The organism is Nocardia sp. KT25-26, assembly GCF_056627695.1.
In genome coordinates this window covers 5,098,718-5,117,214 of record NZ_CM152813.1, presented here as the reverse complement: position 1 = coordinate 5,117,214, position 18,497 = coordinate 5,098,718, and the positions used below count along the sequence as shown (strand labels likewise).

14 protein-coding genes are annotated in these 18,497 nt (G+C 67.9%); 7 read left to right on the top strand and 7 right to left on the bottom strand.

Features of this window, described 5'->3' with window-relative positions; translation table 11 throughout:
- The first annotated feature begins 68 nt into the window (after positions 1-68).
- A complete protein-coding gene (locus tag AC1HFH_RS23215; protein ID WP_480244903.1) occupies positions 69-878 on the top strand; it encodes an S-methyl-5'-thioadenosine phosphorylase in 810 nt (269 codons plus the stop codon).
- A gap of 3 nt (positions 879-881) precedes the next feature.
- Here the strand turns inward: AC1HFH_RS23215 and AC1HFH_RS23210 are convergent, their stop codons facing one another.
- On the bottom strand, positions 882-1,907 hold the full coding sequence (locus AC1HFH_RS23210) for a GAF domain-containing protein (protein WP_480244902.1): 1,026 nt from the start codon (positions 1,905-1,907) through the stop codon (positions 882-884).
- A 74-nt stretch (positions 1,908-1,981) separates the two neighbouring features.
- On the opposite strand from AC1HFH_RS23210, the gene AC1HFH_RS23205 reads away from it, so the two are divergent.
- Entirely contained in the window at positions 1,982-2,590 is a 609-nt protein-coding gene (locus tag AC1HFH_RS23205; protein ID WP_480244901.1) for an NADPH-dependent FMN reductase, read from the top strand.
- Here the strand turns inward: AC1HFH_RS23205 and eccE are convergent.
- Positions 2,578-4,227: a type VII secretion protein EccE gene (gene eccE / locus AC1HFH_RS23200; RefSeq protein WP_480244900.1), complete on the bottom strand. Its 1,650-nt coding sequence runs from the start codon at positions 4,225-4,227 to the stop codon at positions 2,578-2,580. The two genes, AC1HFH_RS23205 and eccE, sit on opposite strands and share 13 nt — an antisense overlap.
- 115 nt (positions 4,228-4,342) lie before the next feature.
- Here eccE and eccB point away from each other — a divergent pair, with 115 nt between their 5' ends.
- Positions 4,343-5,818 carry a type VII secretion protein EccB gene (gene eccB / locus AC1HFH_RS23195; RefSeq protein WP_480244899.1) on the top strand — a complete coding sequence of 492 codons (1,476 nt, stop codon included), beginning with the start codon at positions 4,343-4,345 and terminating at the stop codon, positions 5,816-5,818.
- 79 nt (positions 5,819-5,897) lie between these two features.
- On the opposite strand, the gene AC1HFH_RS23190 is transcribed toward eccB, so the two are convergent.
- The 3 genes from AC1HFH_RS23190 to eccD all read right to left on the bottom strand — a co-directional run bounded on the left by AC1HFH_RS23190 (position 5,898) and on the right by eccD (position 9,893).
- Positions 5,898-6,698, bottom strand: coding sequence for a potassium channel family protein (locus AC1HFH_RS23190; RefSeq protein ID WP_480244898.1), 801 nt, complete (start codon positions 6,696-6,698; stop codon positions 5,898-5,900).
- Between the two features lie 334 nt (positions 6,699-7,032).
- On the bottom strand, positions 7,033-8,430 hold the full coding sequence (gene mycP, locus AC1HFH_RS23185; protein WP_480244897.1) for a type VII secretion-associated serine protease mycosin: 1,398 nt from the start codon (positions 8,428-8,430) through the stop codon (positions 7,033-7,035).
- A complete protein-coding gene (gene eccD / locus AC1HFH_RS23180) occupies positions 8,427-9,893 on the bottom strand; it encodes a type VII secretion integral membrane protein EccD (protein ID WP_480244896.1) in 1,467 nt (488 codons plus the stop codon). Before eccD ends, mycP begins: the two co-directional genes overlap by 4 nt.
- 177 nt (positions 9,894-10,070) lie before the next feature.
- Between eccD and eccCa the strand changes: the two genes are divergently transcribed.
- Positions 10,071-14,114: a type VII secretion protein EccCa gene (eccCa, locus tag AC1HFH_RS23175; RefSeq protein ID WP_480244895.1), complete on the top strand. Its 4,044-nt coding sequence runs from the start codon at positions 10,071-10,073 to the stop codon at positions 14,112-14,114.
- Positions 14,111-15,559 (top strand): type VII secretion-associated protein, encoded by a 1,449-nt coding sequence (locus tag AC1HFH_RS23170; RefSeq protein ID WP_480244894.1) that lies wholly within the window; start codon positions 14,111-14,113, stop codon positions 15,557-15,559. Before eccCa ends, AC1HFH_RS23170 begins: the two co-directional genes overlap by 4 nt.
- 23 nt (positions 15,560-15,582) lie before the next feature.
- Here AC1HFH_RS23170 and AC1HFH_RS23165 read toward each other — a convergent pair whose 3' ends face one another.
- The gene (locus tag AC1HFH_RS23165) at positions 15,583-15,861 is read right to left on the bottom strand and encodes a type II toxin-antitoxin system VapC family toxin (RefSeq protein WP_480244893.1); all 279 of its coding nucleotides are present in this window, start codon (positions 15,859-15,861) and stop codon (positions 15,583-15,585) included.
- Between the two features lie 379 nt (positions 15,862-16,240).
- On the opposite strand from AC1HFH_RS23165, the gene AC1HFH_RS23160 reads away from it, so the two are divergent.
- Positions 16,241-16,564 carry a WXG100 family type VII secretion target gene (locus tag AC1HFH_RS23160; protein WP_480244892.1) on the top strand — a complete coding sequence of 108 codons (324 nt, stop codon included), beginning with the start codon at positions 16,241-16,243 and terminating at the stop codon, positions 16,562-16,564.
- Between the two features lie 35 nt (positions 16,565-16,599).
- The gene (locus tag AC1HFH_RS23155) at positions 16,600-16,893 is read left to right on the top strand and encodes a WXG100 family type VII secretion target (RefSeq protein ID WP_480244891.1); all 294 of its coding nucleotides are present in this window, start codon (positions 16,600-16,602) and stop codon (positions 16,891-16,893) included.
- 75 nt (positions 16,894-16,968) lie between these two features.
- Here AC1HFH_RS23155 and AC1HFH_RS23150 read toward each other — a convergent pair whose 3' ends face one another.
- The gene (locus AC1HFH_RS23150; RefSeq protein ID WP_480244890.1) at positions 16,969-18,495 is read right to left on the bottom strand and encodes a serine/threonine-protein kinase; all 1,527 of its coding nucleotides are present in this window, start codon (positions 18,493-18,495) and stop codon (positions 16,969-16,971) included.
- Between the last annotated feature and the right edge of the window lie 2 nt (positions 18,496-18,497).

The window sequence follows — 18,497 nt, the reverse complement described above, 5'->3', positions numbered from 1 at the left end:
TACCCCCATAGGGTACACTGCGCCGACCGGATTGTCAGCAGGTCGCCCAGCGGCGGAGAATCGCCGGCATGAGTGCGCTCACCAGCCCGGCCCTCGCCGTGATCGGCGGCAGTGGGTTCTACGACTTCTTCGACGACGGTGCCGAACACCTCGACCTCGACACCCCGTACGGCGCGCCGAGCGCCCCGGTGGCCGTCGGATCGGTGGCAGGCCGGGCGGTCGCGTTCCTGCCGCGGCACGGCAGGCAGCACGAATACTCCCCGCACACACTGCCCTACCGGGCCAACCTGTGGGCACTGCGGTCGCTCGGCGTGCGCCGGGTGCTCGCGCCCTGTGCGGTCGGCAGCCTGCGCCCGGATTGGGCGCCGGGCACCGTCGTCGTGCCCGATCAGCTGGTCGACCGGACCTCGGGCCGGGTGCAGACCTATTTCGACGAAGGCGGCGTGCACGTCTCGTTCGCTGATCCGTACTGCCCGGGACTGCGGGCCGCCGCGGTGGCGGCCGACGACGGTCTGCTGCCCGTGCAGCCCGACGGGACCATGGTGGTGATCCAGGGCCCCCGATTCTCCACCCGGGCGGAGAGCCGCTGGTACGCGGCGCAGGGCTGGGACCTGGTGAACATGACCGGACATCCGGAAGCAGCGCTCGCCCGGGAACTCGAACTCTGCTACGCCGCCGTCGCGCTGGTCACCGACCTCGACGCCGGGATGTCCACCGGGGACGGTGTGCATATGCAGGAAGTGATCGCCCAGTTCGAGAAGAACCTGGTTCCGTTCAAGGAACTGATCCGGCGGGCGGTCGCGGCGGTCGACGAGCCGGACACCTGCCCACAGTGCCGGGTGCACGACGGGACCACACTGCCCTTCGCGCTGCCCTGACCCTCACCGGTCGGCACTGTCGCCCGGCGGGGCGGTGACGCAGTCCGGCGCGGCGGTGACCTTCACCTGCGCCAGCACGAACTCGGCCGGGGTCCGGTCCGCCGGTCCGGGCAGTGCGGTGACCTCGAGGTCGGTACTGAACCAGCCGCCGTCCGCGGCGGCCAGTCGGACGCCGGACAGGGTTGCGCGGTCGGCTCCGGCGAGAATTTCGGCACGCAGGTCGAGGATCCGGGCCCGGTCGTCCGGGTGCGGCAGGGTCCGCTCGTCGGCACCCCGCCAGGCCAGCGCCGGTGGCGGTGCCGTGACCCAGCGGACCATCCGGGCCTGGGCGGTGTCCATGATCACCAGGTACCGGTCCGGCCGGTCGGCATGCAGCAGATCCAGGGTCGCCGCCTCCAGCGACTTCCGTTGCGGCGGCACACTGTCGGTCACATCCACGGCGAGCCCACGCCAGGCGGATCGGTGCTCCGGATCGGCCGGGTTGCGGGTGGCCAGCAACAGCGAGCGCGGCCCGTCCTCGGCCGGCATGGTGGCGACGCCCTGCCAGCGACTGCCCGGCTCGGAGCGGGTGAGCGTGGCCACCATGTCCAGTGCCTCGTCGAATCGCTCCACCCGCTGCAGTGGCTCCGGGCCGGTCCATTCCACATCGGCACCGCCGAAACGTGGGCCCAGGCCGCCGGCCCGGATGCGGACCACCCGGGTGCGGGCGTCCACCGCGAAGGCCGCCACCCCCGGCGGTTCCGGCGGCTCCCCGGTACCGGCCCACACCCGGACCGCATACACGGCATCGTCGGGTCCGGTCACCGGGCGGGCGCACAGCCGGCGCTCGGACCAGGGATGCCGGGACGGCGGCAGGATGAGGTCGACGGTGCTGCCCGAGTCGTGCGCGGTGGCCACGGCACGCTGCCACTGCGGCGGGATCGCCCGATGGTAGGAGCCCCAGTCGCGTGGTGTCGTCCCGGCCGCCACGATCGACCAGGAGCCCGGTCCGGCCAGGGTCTCCACCAGTTGCCATTGCCCGATGATCAAGTACAACCCCCTGGTAGCAGTCGGTCGAATGCGTGCGGGTGGATCCGATGCGGTTGCCGGTGATGATAGCCGCGATGTATCGCCGAGCTGTCCGGGCCGCGCCCGGCGGTTACGCTCACCCGGTGGATACTCCGTTGCGTCTCGAGGTGATCGTCGCCAGCACCCGGCCCCAGCGGTTCGCGCCGGTGGTGGCCGGCTGGTTCCGGAAGATGGTGGCCGAACGTGCCGAGTTCGACACCGGCGTCATCGATCTCGCCGACACACCGCTGCCCGTCGATCTCACCGAGTCTGCGGAGACCGGGGCCTACCGGGACCGGCTGGCGGCGGCCGACGCCTTCGCCGTGGTGACCTCGGAATACAACCACGGCTACCCCGCCTCGCTGAAGACCGCGCTGGACACCGCCAAATTCGAGTGGCGGGCCAAGCCGATCGGCTTCGTCTCCTACGGGGGACTGTCCGGCGGGTTGCGCGCGGTGGAGCAGCTACGCCAGGTGGTCACCGAGCTGCACATGGTCCCGGTGCGCGAGTCGGTGAGTTTCGCCCGGGCCAAACACCGGTTCGACGCGGCCGGCGACACCGACGACGCCGCCGCGGTGGATGCGAGCGGGCGCATGCTCGGACAGCTCGCCTGGTGGGGGCGTACGCTGCGGGCGGCTCGGGCGGCCGACCCCTATCCGGGCTGACCCGCCATTGCCTGCCGCCCGCGGGGCTGGCCGATGTAGGTGGATTCGCGGGGGATCGACACCAGGTTCAGGTCCACCCAGGCGGTGCCGGTGTACAGGCGAACGTGGTTACCCATCGCCTGCGGCTGCTGGATCGACAGGTCCGGGCGGGTACCGGGCAGCCGGCCCGGATGCTCGGCCACGTAGATCGTCGTGACACCGGCGTGCGGGGCGGGTGCCAGCACTCCGTCGACGATCGTCGCCGTGAAACCCGCATCGGACTGGTGGGTTTCCACCGCCAGCGTCAGCCGCTCCGGATTGCCGACCGTGGTGACCAGGTGCTCCCACGCATGCGGCCGATCGGTGCGGACCAGGATCCGCTCGCCGATAGCCAGCGCCCGGAACACCAGCTGCTGGGCGAGGTACAGCTCACCGGCGACGTACACGGTCGAGATGCCGGCGCCGATGATTCGCGCCGCGACGCCGTTGCCCTCGGGGTCCGAGCCGATCAGCTGACCGCAGCCGGACGAGGGCAGGTGCAGGGCGCCGATCACCTCGTGCGGGTACTCGGCCAGCGGCACCGTGTCGTCCACGCCGGGTACCGCGATCGGCAGATGTGCCAGCAGGCTGTCGCGCTGCCGTCCGGCCGTCGACACCATGCCCGGCAGTTTGGCGCGTTCCGGCAGCTCCCGGGTGGTACGCCGCCAGGCGGCCCCCACCCGGACCGAATCGGGGCCGCTGCCCGGCCGTAGCCGCACGGCGACCGTGGTGCCCCGGGACGCGGCCACCCAGAGCTGTGCGAGCAGATCGGAGCCCAGCTGTTTCGGGTCGACCGCACTGCCGATGTTCACGCCGTGCCCGAGGTCGGTGTAGCGCCAGTGGTCCTCGATCGTCCGAGGATCCTGGCCGCCGGTGATCTGCAGTACCGCCTTGCGGATCTCCGGGGCGGTGAGCGTACGCGCCGGGCAGTCGGCGTCCTCCAGTGCGCGCATGATCCGCCGGGTGGCGATGGTCACCGTGCGCGCCGCACCGGCGTTGCCGCCGCCGCGCCGCGCCACCGCTTCCGGGCAGGCGACCGCGTCGAAGGCGATCGCCAGCCACACCGTGCGGTGTGCGGTGGCGGGCAGCGGACCGAGCAGCGACTCGTAGATCGTGCCGGCCGGGGTGCCGGAGCGGCTGCGGTGACCGTGGCTGATGATGTCGATCCCGCTGAGCATGATGTCGTGCTGGCTCAGGCAGTCGGCCAACTCGGGCAGCGGCAGCAGGTGCGAAGCGTGCACGGTGTTCCGGGCGATCCGGGTGAGGCCGCCACGGGGCGGCAGCACCTCGACCACCGTGACCACCCGGGTGCCGTCCCAGTACAGGCCCAGCGACCGGTCGTCCGGGTCCCGGTGGTCCACCGTGTCGCCGAGCCGGTAGCCGGCGCGCTGCAGGTATCGCCACAGCGTGGCCAGCCATTCCAGCAGCGGCCGCTTGCCGATCGGGATCAGCGGCAGCACGAGGGCCGCGGCCGCGATGCCCGCCGCCGGCAGCGGATCGAGCCCGGCCGCCAGCGCCCCGGTGCCCGCTGCGACACCGAGGAACTGTGCGATGAGCAGGTTGCGCATCGAGATGCGACCCAGCAGCGGGCGTGGCCCGGCCCCGGCGGATTCGGCCATGTGTCGTCCCCCAAGTACCCGATCCCGGCCGATGCGGTGGTGGCCGAGTGCGAACAATCGTCGCGGGAAACTGTACTGTGTTGGCCGGACACGAGCACTGTTCGGGGGAGGAATCATGCCTTCAAAGCCCACCACCCGCTGGCAGGTCAGCGGTTACAACTTCCTGGTGCGCCGGATGGAGCACGCCCTGGTGCGCCGGGACGTGCGGATGCTGCACGATCCGATGCGCTCCCAATCCCGGGCCTACATCGTCGGATTGGTGCTGGGGGTACTCGTGCTGGCCGGTTGTGGTGTCCTGGCGTTGTTCAAACCGCAGGACAAGATCGGCGACAGCACGATTCTCGTCGCCAAGGAGTCCGGCGGGGTCTATGTGGTGCTGGAAGGCGTGGTGCACCCTGCCCTGAACGTGGCCTCCGCCCGGCTCGCGGCGGGCGAACCGGCCGAGGCCTCGGTGGTCAAGGAATCCGAACTGAGCAAGAAGCCCCGCGGCCAGCTGATCGGTATTCCGGGCGCTCCGGGGTCACTGCGCTACAACTCCCGGGACGGGGGCCGCACCTGGACGGTGTGCGACGAGATCAAGGGAGATGGCACCTCGGACCTGACCACGTCGGTGCTCGCGGGTGATCTCGAGCTCGGCGAACGGGCCGGTGTCCTCGGCGCGAACCAGGCGCTGCTCGTGCAGGGCACCGAATCCGCCTACCTGATCTACGAGAACAAGCGCGCCCGCGTCGACCTGACCGACCGCGCCGTAACCGACGCACTCGGCATCACCGATACCGAACCGCGCGCCGTGGGTGCCGGGCTGCTCAACGCGATCCCCGAAGTGCTGCCCATCCAGCGGCCGATTATCGACAACCCCGGCGGCACACCGACCTACAGCGTCAGCGGGCACACCATCGGTGACGTGGTCCAGGTGATCGGCGAACCCGACCAGGACTATGTGGTGCTCCAGGACGGGCTGCAGCCGATCTCCTCGCTGACCGCCGACATCATTCGCAACACCACTCCGCAGTCCTCCGCCGACACCGTCATCCAGACCACCGAGCGGACCAATGCCGACCTGGCGTCGGTGCTGCCGGTCGACGACTACCCGGCCGGAGTGCCCACCGTCGTCACCACGAAGGACCGGCCGGTGAGCTGCCTGTCCTGGGAGCCGATCGCCGGCGCCGAGGACACCCAGGGCGCCAACCGGGCCGAGCTGTCCGTGGTGACCGCGGTGCAGATGCCGATGTCGAAGAGTGCCCGGCTGGTTCCGCTGGCCCAGGCGGACGGATCCGGTCCGGAGGTCGACAGCGCCTACATCCCGCCTGCCGACGGCGCCTATGTGCAGTCGACCGGTATCGAACCGGACAGCCGCCGCAAGGACAGCCTCTTCTACATAGCCGACACCGGTGTCCGCTACGGGATCAAGGATCTGGAATCCGCCGAGGCGCTGGGGATGAAGGCGGACGCCGCCGAGCCGGCCCCGTGGCCGATCATCGGGCTGCTGGCCGCCGGACCGACCATGGGCCGGGAGGAAGCGATGGTCGCCCATGACGGCGTCGCCCCCGACCCTTCACCGGCACCGCAGCCGGTGGCCTCGGTGAACTGACGCCGGTCGGGCCGGTCACCCGCGTCCCGCGCGTGGCCGGGCCGGAAGGCTGTCGACCCCCCGGGCGCCGGGACTGCGGTCAACTTACCTCGGTGGGCGAGTCCGGACGGTCCGGCGGGCGGGTGGTGGACCCGCGTAGCTCGGCCAGTTCGGTACGCAGTTCCCGGATCTCGTCGAGCAACGTAGCGAGCTGGGCGTCGGTGCGCTGGGCCTTGGTGTCGGCGGCCTCGACCTGTTCGACCACCCAGCTGGTCGCCGTGCCGATCGCGAACGAGATCAACCCGATGCCCAGGGTCATCAGGATCGCGGCCACGATCCGGCCCTCCACGGTGACCGGATAGATATCGCCGTACCCGACCGTCGTCGCCGAGACCAGCGACCACCACAGCGCATCCCCGAAATTCTCGACCGAACTTCCCTCGGCCCGGCGCTCGGCGTCGAAGAACGCGAGGCTGCACAGCAGAATCACCATCGCCGAACTGGCCCCGACGAAGGTGGCCATCCGGGTTCGGGTGTGCGTCGCCCGATTCAGCGAGCCGAGCAGCACCAGCGCGGCCCGCAGCAGCCGCAGCGGCCGGAACGGCGGCACCACCACCACGAGCACATCGATCGGATGGGTGCGCAGAAACCGCCACCGGTCCGTGGACAACCAGATCCGCACCACCAGATCGACCGCGAACAGCGCCCAGATGACGATATCGACCCAGTTCAGCAGGGCAGTCAGCCAGGACGCCGCCGAAGTGTCCAGCACCCGCCAGGCGTAGACCCCCAGGAACACCACCGCCAGCCCCATCATCGGCAGATCGGTGGCCCGCTCCCAGGCCTGCCGCCGCGAGCCCGGGTGATCCGTCGCCGTGGCCGGTTCCGTCGTTGTCTCCACCATGTATTGCTACTATCCGGGGTCGGGGATCGGTCCGCACCCGGTCCGGCGGCCACCGTCCGTCGACGAGACGGGAACGGCACGACCGGCCGAGCACGACGAGCGTACCGGTCCGGCCACCGGCCGCCGACGATCGTCACCCGAAATCCTCGACGGTCTCGAAAAGCTGCTCACCGGCGGCGCGCGGGAGAAGTCGGTCCACAATGCCTGTTGATCGACAATCTGCCGATGGCCCAACCGGCAATCTGCCGACCTTCAGGCATCGACCGTCGCCGGTATCCGGCTACTTGCCGGGTCTCCGCACGGTTCGAGTGCGGCAGGCGCCGTGGTCCGGTCAGTCTCCGCCTCGGGCACCGAACCGGCGGCGGATCGGGAACGATGCCACCAGGCCCAGGATGAACAGCGTCCCGACCACCGATGAGCCGATAAGTGCGACATCGCGCGCCGTGTTGTCCGGCGGGGGCGGGGGTGCGGGGACCGCGAGCTGCACCTGGCGGGGTGGTGTGGGTTCCTTGGGCGGCAGTTCGCCGATCACCTCATCGGTCAGCGCGGCCACCGGGTCGACGGCGCCGTAGCCGACATACGGATTCCAGCCCTCGGCGGGCGAATGGGCGGTCGCTTCCAGCCGCTGGATCACCTCCCGGGCGCGCAGATGCGGAAAGCGGGCCCGGACCAGCGCCGCGACACCCGCAACGTACGGTGAGGCGAAACTGGTGCCCTGGATGGTGTCCTGTCCACCCTGGCTGTTGACCGTGGCGTTGATCACTCCGTCGCTGCGGGGATCGAGTGAGACGATGTTCTCACCGGGCGCGGCGATTCCGACCCAGGGGCCGGGGACGGTGAAGCCGGACGGCTGACCGTTGCTGCCGATCGAGCCGACGGACAGGACGTAGTCGTCGTAGCGGGCCGGGGTCACGTTGGTATTGAGCGAATCCCAGAGATCCGCACCGGGGTCGATCGGATCGAATCCAGGGTTCTTGACGCACTTCTCGCTCTCGTTACCGGCGGCCGCGACGATGACGACGTCTTTGACGTCCACGGCGTAACGCAGCGCGGCGGCGAGAGCGCCATCCGTCGGAGTCTCATGAATCGGGACACAGGCCACCAGTGAGATGTTGATTACGGTCGCCCCGGCGTCGGCGGCCCGGACGACGGCGCGGCCGAGCGCATCGATGTTTCCGTAGCCGTCCGGGGGATCTTCGGGTCGCTGTTGCTGTTCGCGGCCCTTCTTCTGGTACAGCCTGCTGGTCTGCCGGATGGACAGGATCCGCGCATCCGGCGCCACCCCGGAGAAGCCCTCCCCGTCGACCTGCCGGGCCGCGATGATCCCGGCGACCATGGTGCCGTGCGCGTCGCAGTCGTCGAGGCCGTCACCGGCGGTGACATAGTCGCCGAGGCCGTGCAGATCGGGCAGGCGCGGGTGCCGGGTGACTCCGGTATCGATCACCGCGACGGTCTGACCGGCCCCGCGGGAGAATTGCCAGGCACTGGGCAGGTCGAGTGCCCGCTGCGCCGACGGAATCGCGGCCCCGCCACCGCCGGAAACCGTCGAGGTGCACACCGTATTGGTCTTGACCTCGGTCTCGTCCAACGGTGCCGCCGGATCACCCGGCGGCACCTCGATTCCCGCGGGCGGCGGCCGATCCGCCCAGGCCACCCCCTGGCCGGATCCGAACGAAGCGCTGAGTCCGATCGCTACTGCGGCAGCGGCGACCCGAAGTCGCCGGTTCACAGGCCGCGGACGAGGGAGTAGAGGTCGGCGATCCAGAACACCAGCGGCAGCACCGCGGCGACGAACGCGTATTCCACGAGTTCGGCGGCGCGCCGCATCGGTGGCGTGGCCGACTGGTTCGGCACGATCAGGCCGATCACCAGGGCCGCGATCAGGATTGCGAGAGCGGCTCCGAAGACCACCAAGGGCTGTTCGATGGTGAGGGCCGCGCCGAGCAGCATCAGCAGCACGATCGTCGCACCGGCGGCGATCAGGACCACGGCCTGCTCGGCGCCGGCATAGGTGCGGCTGCGGAACATCAGGACCGCGGCGCAGACCAGGGCCAGTGCGATGCCCTGCCAGTAGCTGCCCTCCCGCATCGGGTCGGTCGCGGCGAGGGCGCCGGTGACGACGACGAGCGAGGTCGCCGCGACCAGCCCGGCGAGGTACTTGCGGGCCTGTTCGGACTTCGCCCGCAGGGCGTCCAGGGTGGGCAGGGCCCGATGGTCGTCGGGGTCGTCCTCGGTCGGGTCGATCGGCGTTCCGGGCGAGGGGACCGGCGGCAGCGGCAGTTTGGCCAGCAGCATCGAGATCCGGGGCGCCAAGCCGAGCCCGACCAGCCCGACGGCAGCGGCGACGGCGCCGATGGCGCGGGTCGGCTGGTCGGTCAGCAGACCGGCGAGAGTGGCCGGAATCGCGAAGACGGCGACGGCGGCGGAACCGACGAACAGCGCGGCGCCGACGCTGGTGACCCGCCAGGCCAGGATCGCGGTCGCGCCCAGCAGCACCGCACCGAACAGCAGATGTGCCCAGCTGTAATGGTCGGGGACGATGAGCATGCCCGCCGCGAAGGCCGCGGGCAGCGCGCAGCCGCCGACTACCAGGGCGGCGGAGGTGTCGCCGTACATGCGGCTCAGCACGGTCGCGGCGATCACGCAGAGGATCGCCACCAGCAGGGCGACCGAGCCGGTCACCCAGCCGGGCATCGCGTCGGGAGTGGCGAGCAGACCGAAGCAGCCGACCAGCATGGTCACCGCGGCCAGCACGGAACCGGTGAGCCGGGCGGTCCGCGGCGACCAGGTCCGGTAATGGTCGGCGTCGGCGATCGCGACGTTGTACATGATGTCGTCGAACAGCGGCGCCGGCGCCGTATGGGCGGCGCTCTCCAGCATCAGCAGTTCGCCGTCGCGCACGCCGAGCTCGCCGATGCTCAGCGAGTTGGACAGCGGCGGCTGGCCGACCCGGGCGAGCACCCACTCCGCCGGTTCGAACCGCTCACCCTGGTTGTCGAAGTCGTTGGTGCGGCTGTGCTGGGCCACCATGTCGACCACGCTCGGGATGATCAGGGCGACCGGCACATCCACCGGGAGCGCCATGTCCACCTGTGTGTGCTTCGCCACAATGGTCACCCGGGCGAGATCCGGTGCACGGACGATGCCGCGCGCGGAATCCTCCTCGAGATGGTCGAGTCGCGCGTGTGTCAAGGTTCCCCCAACTCGTAGCTACCTCGTCTTTCGGCAGCACCGCTGTCAGCGTCGGCGGTTTGCGGAAGTCGCCGTTCGGACCGCAGAATGCCCTGACGAACTGTACGACATGTCGGGGGCCACCTCTACACTGAGCCCGTTGCACGGCATGCCAGCCAGGAGGGGGAAGTCTCCACAATGAGTACCGTCCGGTTCCAGCGCCGCGACCGGCGCGAGATCCCGCGTACCCCTGGCGGCGAAGTGACCCTGCAGCCACCACCGGAGATCCCCCGCGCGGTACCCGGCAACCTGCTGATGAAGCTGATGCCGGTGGTGATGATCGTCGGCATGGTCGGGATGATCGCGCTGATGTTCACCATGGGCGGCAACATGATGCGCAGCCCGATGGCGATGATGTTCCCGATGATGATGATGGTCTCGATGGTGACCATGTTCGCCGGACAGGGCGGTAAAGGGGCCAAGACAGCCGAAACCAACGAGGACCGCAAGGATTACCTGCGTTACCTCGACCAGGTGCGCAAGGACGTCGACAGCACCGCCGAACAGCAGCGGTCCGCGGTCGAATGGAGCCATCCGGAACCGGGCCTGATCTGGATGCTGTCCGGCACCAGCCGGATGTGGGAACGCCGGGTGGGCGACAAGGACTTCTGCCACGCCCGGATCGGTCTGGGCGGTCAGCGCCTGGCCACCCGCCTGGTGGCGCCCGAAACCGGCCCGGTGGAGGAACTCGAGCCGATCGCCGCGGTATCGCTGCGCCGGTTCGTCCGCGCCCATTCCACGGTCCCGGACCTGCCGACCGCCATCGCCGTCAAGGGATTCGGCGCCGTGGCCCTGGACGGCGATCGGATCCAGGCACGCGATATGACCCGCGCGATGCTGTTGCAGCTGTGCATGTTCCAGGCGCCGGACCAGGTGCTGCTGGCCGTCGTCTGCGGCCCCGACACGGTGCGGGAATGGGAATGGACGAAGTGGCTCCCGCACACCCAGCATCCCGACGGCCAGGACGGTATCGGCAGCCAGCGCATGTTCTACGGGTCGATCCGGGAAGCGCTCGCCGGCCTGCACCCGCTGCTCGGCAACCGAGTGCGCTACTCCCGCAACGCCCCCGCGGACCCGGGCATGGTGCAGGTGGTGATCGTGGTCGACGGCGGCCTGCTGGAAGCCGAGGACGACCCGCTGCGTGATTCCGGGTTCGAAGGCGTCACGGTGATCGACCTGTGCAGCTATGCGCCGCGCCTGGCCGCTTCCCGCGGTATCAAGCTGGTGGTCGAGAACGGTGAATGCTGGGGCCGGGGCGCCACCGGTGGCCAGGAACGTTTCGCGACCATCGACCGGATCAGTGTGGAGCAGGCGCAGCAGGCGGCCCGCCGGATCTCGCCGTATCGGCCGGTGATCAAGCGCGGCACCGAAGTGGTCGCCGAGGACACCGGCGAGGTCATCGAGACCTGGGCCCAGCTGATGAGCCTGGGCGATATCGGCAACTTCAACCCGCAGCATGCCTGGCGGCCCCGATACGGGCGGGAGCGGCTGCGCGTGCCGTTCGGTGTCGGCGCCGACGGCCTGCCGGTCGAACTCGACATCAAGGAAGCGGCCGAGAACGGCATGGGCCCGCACGGTCTGTGCATCGGCGCCACCGGTTCCGGTAAGTCGGAATTCCTGCGCACCCTGGTGCTCAGCCTGTTGGCCACCCACTCCCCGGATCAGCTGAACCTGGTCCTGGTCGACTTCAAGGGCGGCGCGACCTTCCTCGGCCTGGACGATGTGCCGCACGTCGCCGCGGTCATCACCAACCTCGAAGAAGAGGCCGACCTGGTCGACCGAATGAAGGACGCTCTGGCCGGTGAGATGAACCGCCGGCAGGAAGTGCTCCGGCAGGCCGGTAACTTCGCCAACGTCTCCGAATACGAGAAGGCCCGCGCGGCGGGCGCCGATCTGGACCCGCTGCCCGCCCTGTTCGTGGTGCTCGACGAGTTCTCCGAACTGCTCACCCAGCATCCGGACTTCGCCGAGCTGTTCGTGATGATCGGCCGCCTCGGCCGTTCGCTGCACGTACACCTGCTGCTGGCCTCGCAGCGGCTGGAAGAAGGCAAACTGAAGGGCCTGGAGAGCCACCTCTCCTACCGGATCGGTCTGAAGACCTTCTCCGCCAACGAGTCCCGTCAGGTGCTCGGCGTCCCGGATGCCTACAACCTGCCGAACGTGCCGGGTGGCGGCTATCTGAAGTCCGACTCCGGCGAGATCAAGCGGTTCCAGGCGTCGTATGTGTCCGGTCCGTACGTCGGCGGTGGTCCGCAGCGCGAAGTGACCCAGGCGGGTGTTGCCGGCGGCGAGATCGACGTCATCGCCCGGCCGTTCACCGCGAGCCATGTCGATTTCCGGGAGAGCGACCGGATCCCGCTGGCCCCGGAGCCGGCCGAAGCACCCGAGCCGATCGTCGAAGACGGCGAACAGGTCTCCAACCTGAACATGCTGGTTGCCCGGATCCGCGGGCACGGCCGTGCCGCGCACGAGATCTGGCTGCCGCCGCTGGACGAGGCGCCCACACTCGATCAGCTGGTTCCGCGTTCGCTGCTCACCGGTGACTATTCGGCCGTTGCGACGCTGCGGGCGCCGGTCGGCATCGTCGACCGCCCCTACGACCAGCGACGCGATCCGTTCCTGGTCGACCTGTCCGGTGCGCGCGGCAACGTGGCCGTGGTCGGCGGTCCGCAGTCGGGCAAGTCGACCGCGCTGCGCACCCTGATCCTGTCGATGGCTTTGACGCACACCGCCGAACAGGTGCAGTTCTACTGCCTCGACTTCGGTGGTGGCACGCTGGCCAGCCTGCAGGGGCTGCCGCATGTCGGTTCGGTGGCGGGCCGCTTGGACGAGGACATGGTCCGCCGCACCATAGCCGAGATGACCACGATCGTGCGCACCCGCGAGGCTCGTTTCCGGCAGCTGGGTATCGAGTCGATGGCCGAGTTCCGGCGCCTGCGTTCGATGGATCCGTCGTCGAGCCCGGCCGCCGGCGGCGCGCACGAAGATCCGTTCGGCGATGTGTTCCTGGTGATCGACGGCTTCGGTTCGATCCGCCAGGATTTCGACGCCCTCGAACAGTCGATCATGAACCTCGCCGTGCAGGGTCTGTCCTACGGCGTGCACGTGGTGATCGCCCTGGCCCGCTGGGCCGAGGCCCGCCCCGCCCTCAAGGACCAGATCGGTACCCGCATCGAGCTGCGCCTCGGTGACCCGATGGACTCCGACCTGGGCCGCAAGTTCGCCCAGCTGGTGCCGCAGGGCCGCCCCGGTCGCGGTATGACCCCGGACTGCCTGCACATGCTCACCGGCCTGCCCCGCGTCGACAGCCGCTCCGACCAGGAGACCCTCGGCCAGGCCGTCGCCGCCGCGGTGGAAGCGATAACCGCCGCCACCCCGGGCCGCCCCGCACAACCGGTGCGCATGCTGCCCGAACAGCTGCCCCGCGAACAGCTGCTGCACCTGGCCGGCAACTGGGCACAGCACAAGGACCGCGCCGGCAAATGCCTGCGCATTCCGATCGCCATCAACGAATCCGAGCTCGCGCCCGTCTATCTCGACTTCAACGAGAGCCCGCACTTCATCGTCATCGGCGATATCGAGTCGGGGAAGACGACGCTGCTGCGGTCCATCATGGAGGGGATCGCGGCGGCGAATTCGCCCAGCGAAGCGCGGTTCATCGTCGGCGACTACCGGCGGACCCTGCTGGGCGCGGTGCCGGAAGGCTATCAGGCCGGTTACGGTTCGACGGGGCCTCAGTTCACCCAGAACATGAAGGACCTGGCAGGGTACGTGGCCCAACGTGGACCGGGAACGGACATTACTCCGCAGCAGTTGCGGGATCGGTCCTGGCTGGATGGCCATCCCGAACTGTTCGTGATCGTCGATGACTACGACATCGTCGCGACTCAGGCCGGTAACCCGGTGTCTGCCCTGGCCGAGCATCTTCCGCATGCGCGCGATCTGGGCTTCCACCTGATCATCGCCAGGCGTTCGGGCGGTGCCAGCCGCGCCATGTACGACCAGGTGCTCGGCGGAATGAAGAACCTCGGTTCGGCGGGCCTGATCATGAGCTGCAACAAGGACGAGGGCGTGCTGATGGGCAGCACCCGCCCCGGTCCTAAGCCGCCCGGCCGTGGCACTCTGGTCACCCGCAGCAGTGAGGGACTGGTGCAGACCGGCTGGATGGCGCCGCCGGAATGAGCACCGTCGATCTGCTGATCACCGACACCCGGATCTGGGCTCGCGGCCCGCACACCCACTGGGATGTACCGGCCTCGGTGGTGCCCGGCAGCACCGGTGAGCTGGTGGTCGGTGAGCCACTGACACCGCCCACGCATGTGGTTCCGTTGGTGCAGTTCCTTGATGCCGATCGGATCGCGCTGCCGCCGGGGATGCCGGCGCCCGTCGACGCCCTGTCGACAGTGCTCGGTACGGTGCTGAGCACGCTCGACATTCCCGCTCCGTGCGAACGGATCACGGCAACCTGCCCGACCGGCTGGGGGCCTCGGCGACGGGAAGTGTTCGCTGCTGCCGCCCGGCGTTTCGCGGCCGACGTAGTGTTCGAGCAATTCGCGATCCGGGCAGCTGATTCCGACGAGGTCGCGGCACGCAGTCACCGAGTGGTGGTGCTCGAATTCGGTCAGCTCGCCACCACGGCGTCCACGGTGGTCCACGATCATCGTGGCGCCGCGGTCGAGGCCGTGGAGGTCGATCCGAATCTGTGTGCGGCCGAACTCGATGCCGCCGGTGCACAACGGCTCGGCGAGCTGCTGGACCGGCTGCTGGAGAGCCGCTCCGTAGAGGTGATCCTGGTCTTCGGTGCCGCTCCGGAGACGATGGAAGCCATCACCCCGGTGGTCGAACAGAACTGCGGTGCGAACACCCAGCTGCGCCCGGTGGCCGGCCCGGAGCTGGTCCGTGCCCCGATGCAACCACCGGCCGTGGCACCCGTCCGCACCGAGATCCCCCCGGCAGCGGAATGGATGCAGCCGCTGCGTCAGCGGGCCGCCGCCACCCAGCCCCGGGACCGCAGGCCGCTGCTACTGGGTGGTGCAGTGGTCGCGGCGGGGGTGTTGGTGGCCGCCGTCGTCGGTGCCTTCGTGGTCCTGGGCGGATCGTCCGAGGAAGCCACCGCAGCTCCGGAACCGACCGCGCCGCCCACCAGCGTCCCGACAGCGAGCGACACCACGGCCACGAGCACTCCGCTCCCGAGTTCATCTATCGCCCCGCCGGCGACGCCCGCAACGGTAGGTCCGGTCCAGTTCACGGTACCGTCCGGCTGGCATCTGACAGAGGCCACCGGCTCCGGGGATCGTGCCGAGCTGCGTCCGGACGACGGTGCCCGCCGCCGCATCGTAGTCAGCCAGAAACCGTTGCAGCCAGGCGTCGGCTATGCCGACCTCGCCGCGGATCTTGCCGCACAGAGCACCGACACCATCGCCGAGGTGGACCAGGACGTGGTGTTCGCAGGCCGCCCGGGTCTCGGCTACGACGAACATCCCGGCGACGGCTCCACCGTCCGCTGGCACGTCCTCATCGAGGACGGCACCCAGGTGAGCATCGGGTGCCAGTTCGTCGACGACGACTGGCCTGCACTGGAGCCTATCTGCGCCGAAGTCGCTGCCGGCGCTCGCGTCGAGAACTGATCGGGGATCGGCAGCGCGCTGGCTCAGAGCGGCACGGCCGCCCGTATATCGGTGTGCACGAAGTCGTTTCCCTTGTACAACAGCGGCTGGTCGAGCGTGGTGGCCAACGCATAGGCGAAGCAGTCCCCGAAGTTGAGCTGCGCCGGGTGTCCGCTGCCCTTCCCGACGTCTCGGTATGCACTCCGGGCCACGGCGGCCCGTTCGACTGTTACGGGTTTCGGTCGGATACCGAGCTTCTCGATGAGATCATCGGCGCGCCGAACCCGCACCGGATCCACCGTAAGGTCGATCTTGATAGTCACCTCGAGCTGATTGACGACCGACATGCCAGGGGACGGAGATGAGAGAATCGCGGTCAGTAGCGCGGGCCGGATCCAGGCCTCGAATAGCCGGTTCCGCTTCTCGTGTCGTGTTGCTACCATGGGCCGAGGTCGTCGGTAGCCGCACCACGGGGGAAGGGGGTCATTCACTGTCAGTCCAATTGTGAGACAAAGCACACCAATGTTGGTGTCGGTGCTCTGTACTGCAATCGGCGGACACGTGAGTGGTGCGAAGGTCTGGAACGTGGGCCAAGATGCTCACTCAGGTCGATGGAACCGATCGACGGTCACATGCGTCCAAAGAAGTAGAAGGGGAGTCCAACTGGACTCACCGCTATGACTACGACACCGAGAGGAAGACATGGCCGGGAACACTCAGATTGACGTTGAGGTCGTACGGGAGTTTGCGCCTAAGTTCGAGCAGCAGCACTCGGACCTCGTGGCAGCTATCAGGAATCTCAAGAACCTCGAGGACAGCCTCACCGCCAACTGGAACGGCGAAGCCCGTCGGGCGTTCAACTCCTTCATGGAGCGCTACTACTTTCAGGCAGACAAGCTGAACGACAAGCTTCTTGAGGAGTCCGAGAAGCTCGTACGCGCAACCGACGGGTTCACTGATCAGGACGTGCAGTTCAGCCAGTCGATCGAGCAGCGGGCCTCGAGCCTGGACCTGCCGGCACTCTGACACCCACTTCGACTCGACCGAAAGGAACCATCAAGATGCTGATTTCTGCCAACTTCGAGCAGGTTCAGGCGGACGCCGCACGTATCAAGGCTGAGGCCGAGAATGTGCAGAATATGCTTGCCGAGTTCAAGAACAAGATCCATAACATGGTGACTGAAGCATGGCCCGAGGGCGACGCGTCTGCCGCTTTCAGCAGCACTCAGGACATGTGGAAGCAGCACGCCGACCAGCTGAACACGACCCTCGCCGGGGCCGGCCAGCTGGTTGATCAGGGGAACGCGGATCTGCAGTCCACTGACAAGGCCTTGGCCGGCATGCTCGGAGGCTAAACCTCCGGTACCAATAGGATCGGGCTCGGCGGAAGATCTTCCGCCGAGCCCGATCCCATGTCCGGCCCGCCTACGTCACCTGATGGTGTTTGCGATCGAAGGTACTAGGTTGTCGGCGAGCACTTCTGATGACTGGTCCGTCCAGATCTGAAAAGCATTGATAGTTTTGGGATCGTCGACGACCACGATTCTTGAGTCTGATGAATTCAAGAAACCGTATGGTAGTCCACGAAGGCCGCCGTTGCCGGCCTCGTTATCGGTTCGGAACACGAGAACCACATCCGAGTCTACATCGGTAGTGGAAATGTCGGTTGAGAGTTGCCTCGGAGACTCCTCGCCACCTACGGGGGAATATCCGGAGTTGTATACGAAGCCGATATTTCGTAGGAATGCAGCCTGGGGGCTATCGCTAAGGTCGACGGACAAGCCCGGACCGCTGTATCCGTACGAGGTGATCGTTTTTCCGCTGAACTGGGGGTTCTCGGATCGAATCTGAGCATACAGGGCACCGCTGCCGTCTTTTGTTTCGTTGTTCGTAGATGTAAGAAACAGCGTCGCAGCGATTCCGGTCATGACGACCAACCCGATTGCCCCGGCCGCCAATAGGCGGCGAACCCACGGTCGTCTCGGTCGATCTGATCGGATCGTGGAGATCAGGTTCTGATCCGTCAGACCGGTGGTGCCGCCGATATTCGATGCAGAAGGCGACGTCCGCGCTTCGGTCCGGTGGTGACCGGTTTGCGTGAAGTTCTGTGGTGATTGTGATGCCCAGGGGCTCACGTCGGAAGGTTGATTCCGGCTGAAATCTGCATGAACGGTAAAACCTCCATGAAGAGCCATGGCGGCGTCTTGGACAAAGTCGCGGCACGACCCGTAGCGCTCCTTCGGGTCCTTCGCCATTACGCGAGCCATCACGTTGTCCAGGCCGGGAGGAAGGTCAGGGCGATGAGCAGATATCCTCGGTGCCGGTTCGTTGATGTGGCTCATCATGACTACGGCAGGGACTGTTGACGGATACGGATTTTGCCCGGTCAGAAGTTTGAAGAAGGAACACCCGAGACTGTATATATCGGCACGATGATCCAGTTTGCCGGCCATCAGCTGCTCTGGCGCAGCGAATGCCATGGTCGCCATGAAGTTTCCGGTTGAGGTCAGATCCTGGTTGTCCTCTGCGGATTTTGCGACACCGAAGTCCGTCAATAGAACATGCTCATCCTCGACACCGTCGACATCTGAGAGTAGAAAGTTGGCTGGTTTGATATCACGATGGAGTAGCCCGCGGCGGTGCGCATGATCGAGGCCTTTGCCAACCTCGGAGACTATGCGAAGGACACGGTCAGGGGTCATTTCTGCCGGTGATCTTCGCGCTTCTGCCGCAGCATCAGTCCCCTCGACGTATTGCATGGCAATCCAGAGCTGTCCGTCCTCTTCGCCCCGGTTGTAGACCGAAACAATATTCGGATGACTCAGGCCCGCCGCCAGGTTCGCTTCTCGTTCGAACCTGGCCCGGAACTCGGCATCAGTCGATAGGTCGCTGCTGAGTACCTTGAGTGCATCCTGGCGCGGCAGGATCGGGTTTTGCGCAAGGTACACCGTACCCATAC

Excerpts from the sequence above, each read along its gene's own strand:
- AC1HFH_RS23215 (WP_480244903.1), top strand. The coding sequence starts at position 69 with ATGAGTGCGCTCACCAGCCCGGCCCTCGCCGTGATCGGCGGCAGTGGG.
- AC1HFH_RS23205 (WP_480244901.1), top strand. The coding sequence starts at position 1,982 with ATGTATCGCCGAGCTGTCCGGGCCGCGCCCGGCGGTTACGCTCACCCG.
- eccE (WP_480244900.1), bottom strand. The coding sequence starts at position 4,227 with ATGGCCGAATCCGCCGGGGCCGGGCCACGCCCGCTGCTGGGTCGCATC.
- eccB (WP_480244899.1), top strand. The coding sequence starts at position 4,343 with ATGCCTTCAAAGCCCACCACCCGCTGGCAGGTCAGCGGTTACAACTTC.
- eccCa (WP_480244895.1), top strand. The coding sequence starts at position 10,071 with ATGAGTACCGTCCGGTTCCAGCGCCGCGACCGGCGCGAGATCCCGCGT.
- AC1HFH_RS23170 (WP_480244894.1), top strand. The coding sequence starts at position 14,111 with ATGAGCACCGTCGATCTGCTGATCACCGACACCCGGATCTGGGCTCGC.
- AC1HFH_RS23160 (WP_480244892.1), top strand. The coding sequence starts at position 16,241 with ATGGCCGGGAACACTCAGATTGACGTTGAGGTCGTACGGGAGTTTGCG.
- AC1HFH_RS23155 (WP_480244891.1), top strand. The coding sequence starts at position 16,600 with ATGCTGATTTCTGCCAACTTCGAGCAGGTTCAGGCGGACGCCGCACGT.
- AC1HFH_RS23150 (WP_480244890.1), bottom strand. The coding sequence starts at position 18,495 with ATGGGTACGGTGTACCTTGCGCAAAACCCGATCCTGCCGCGCCAGGAT.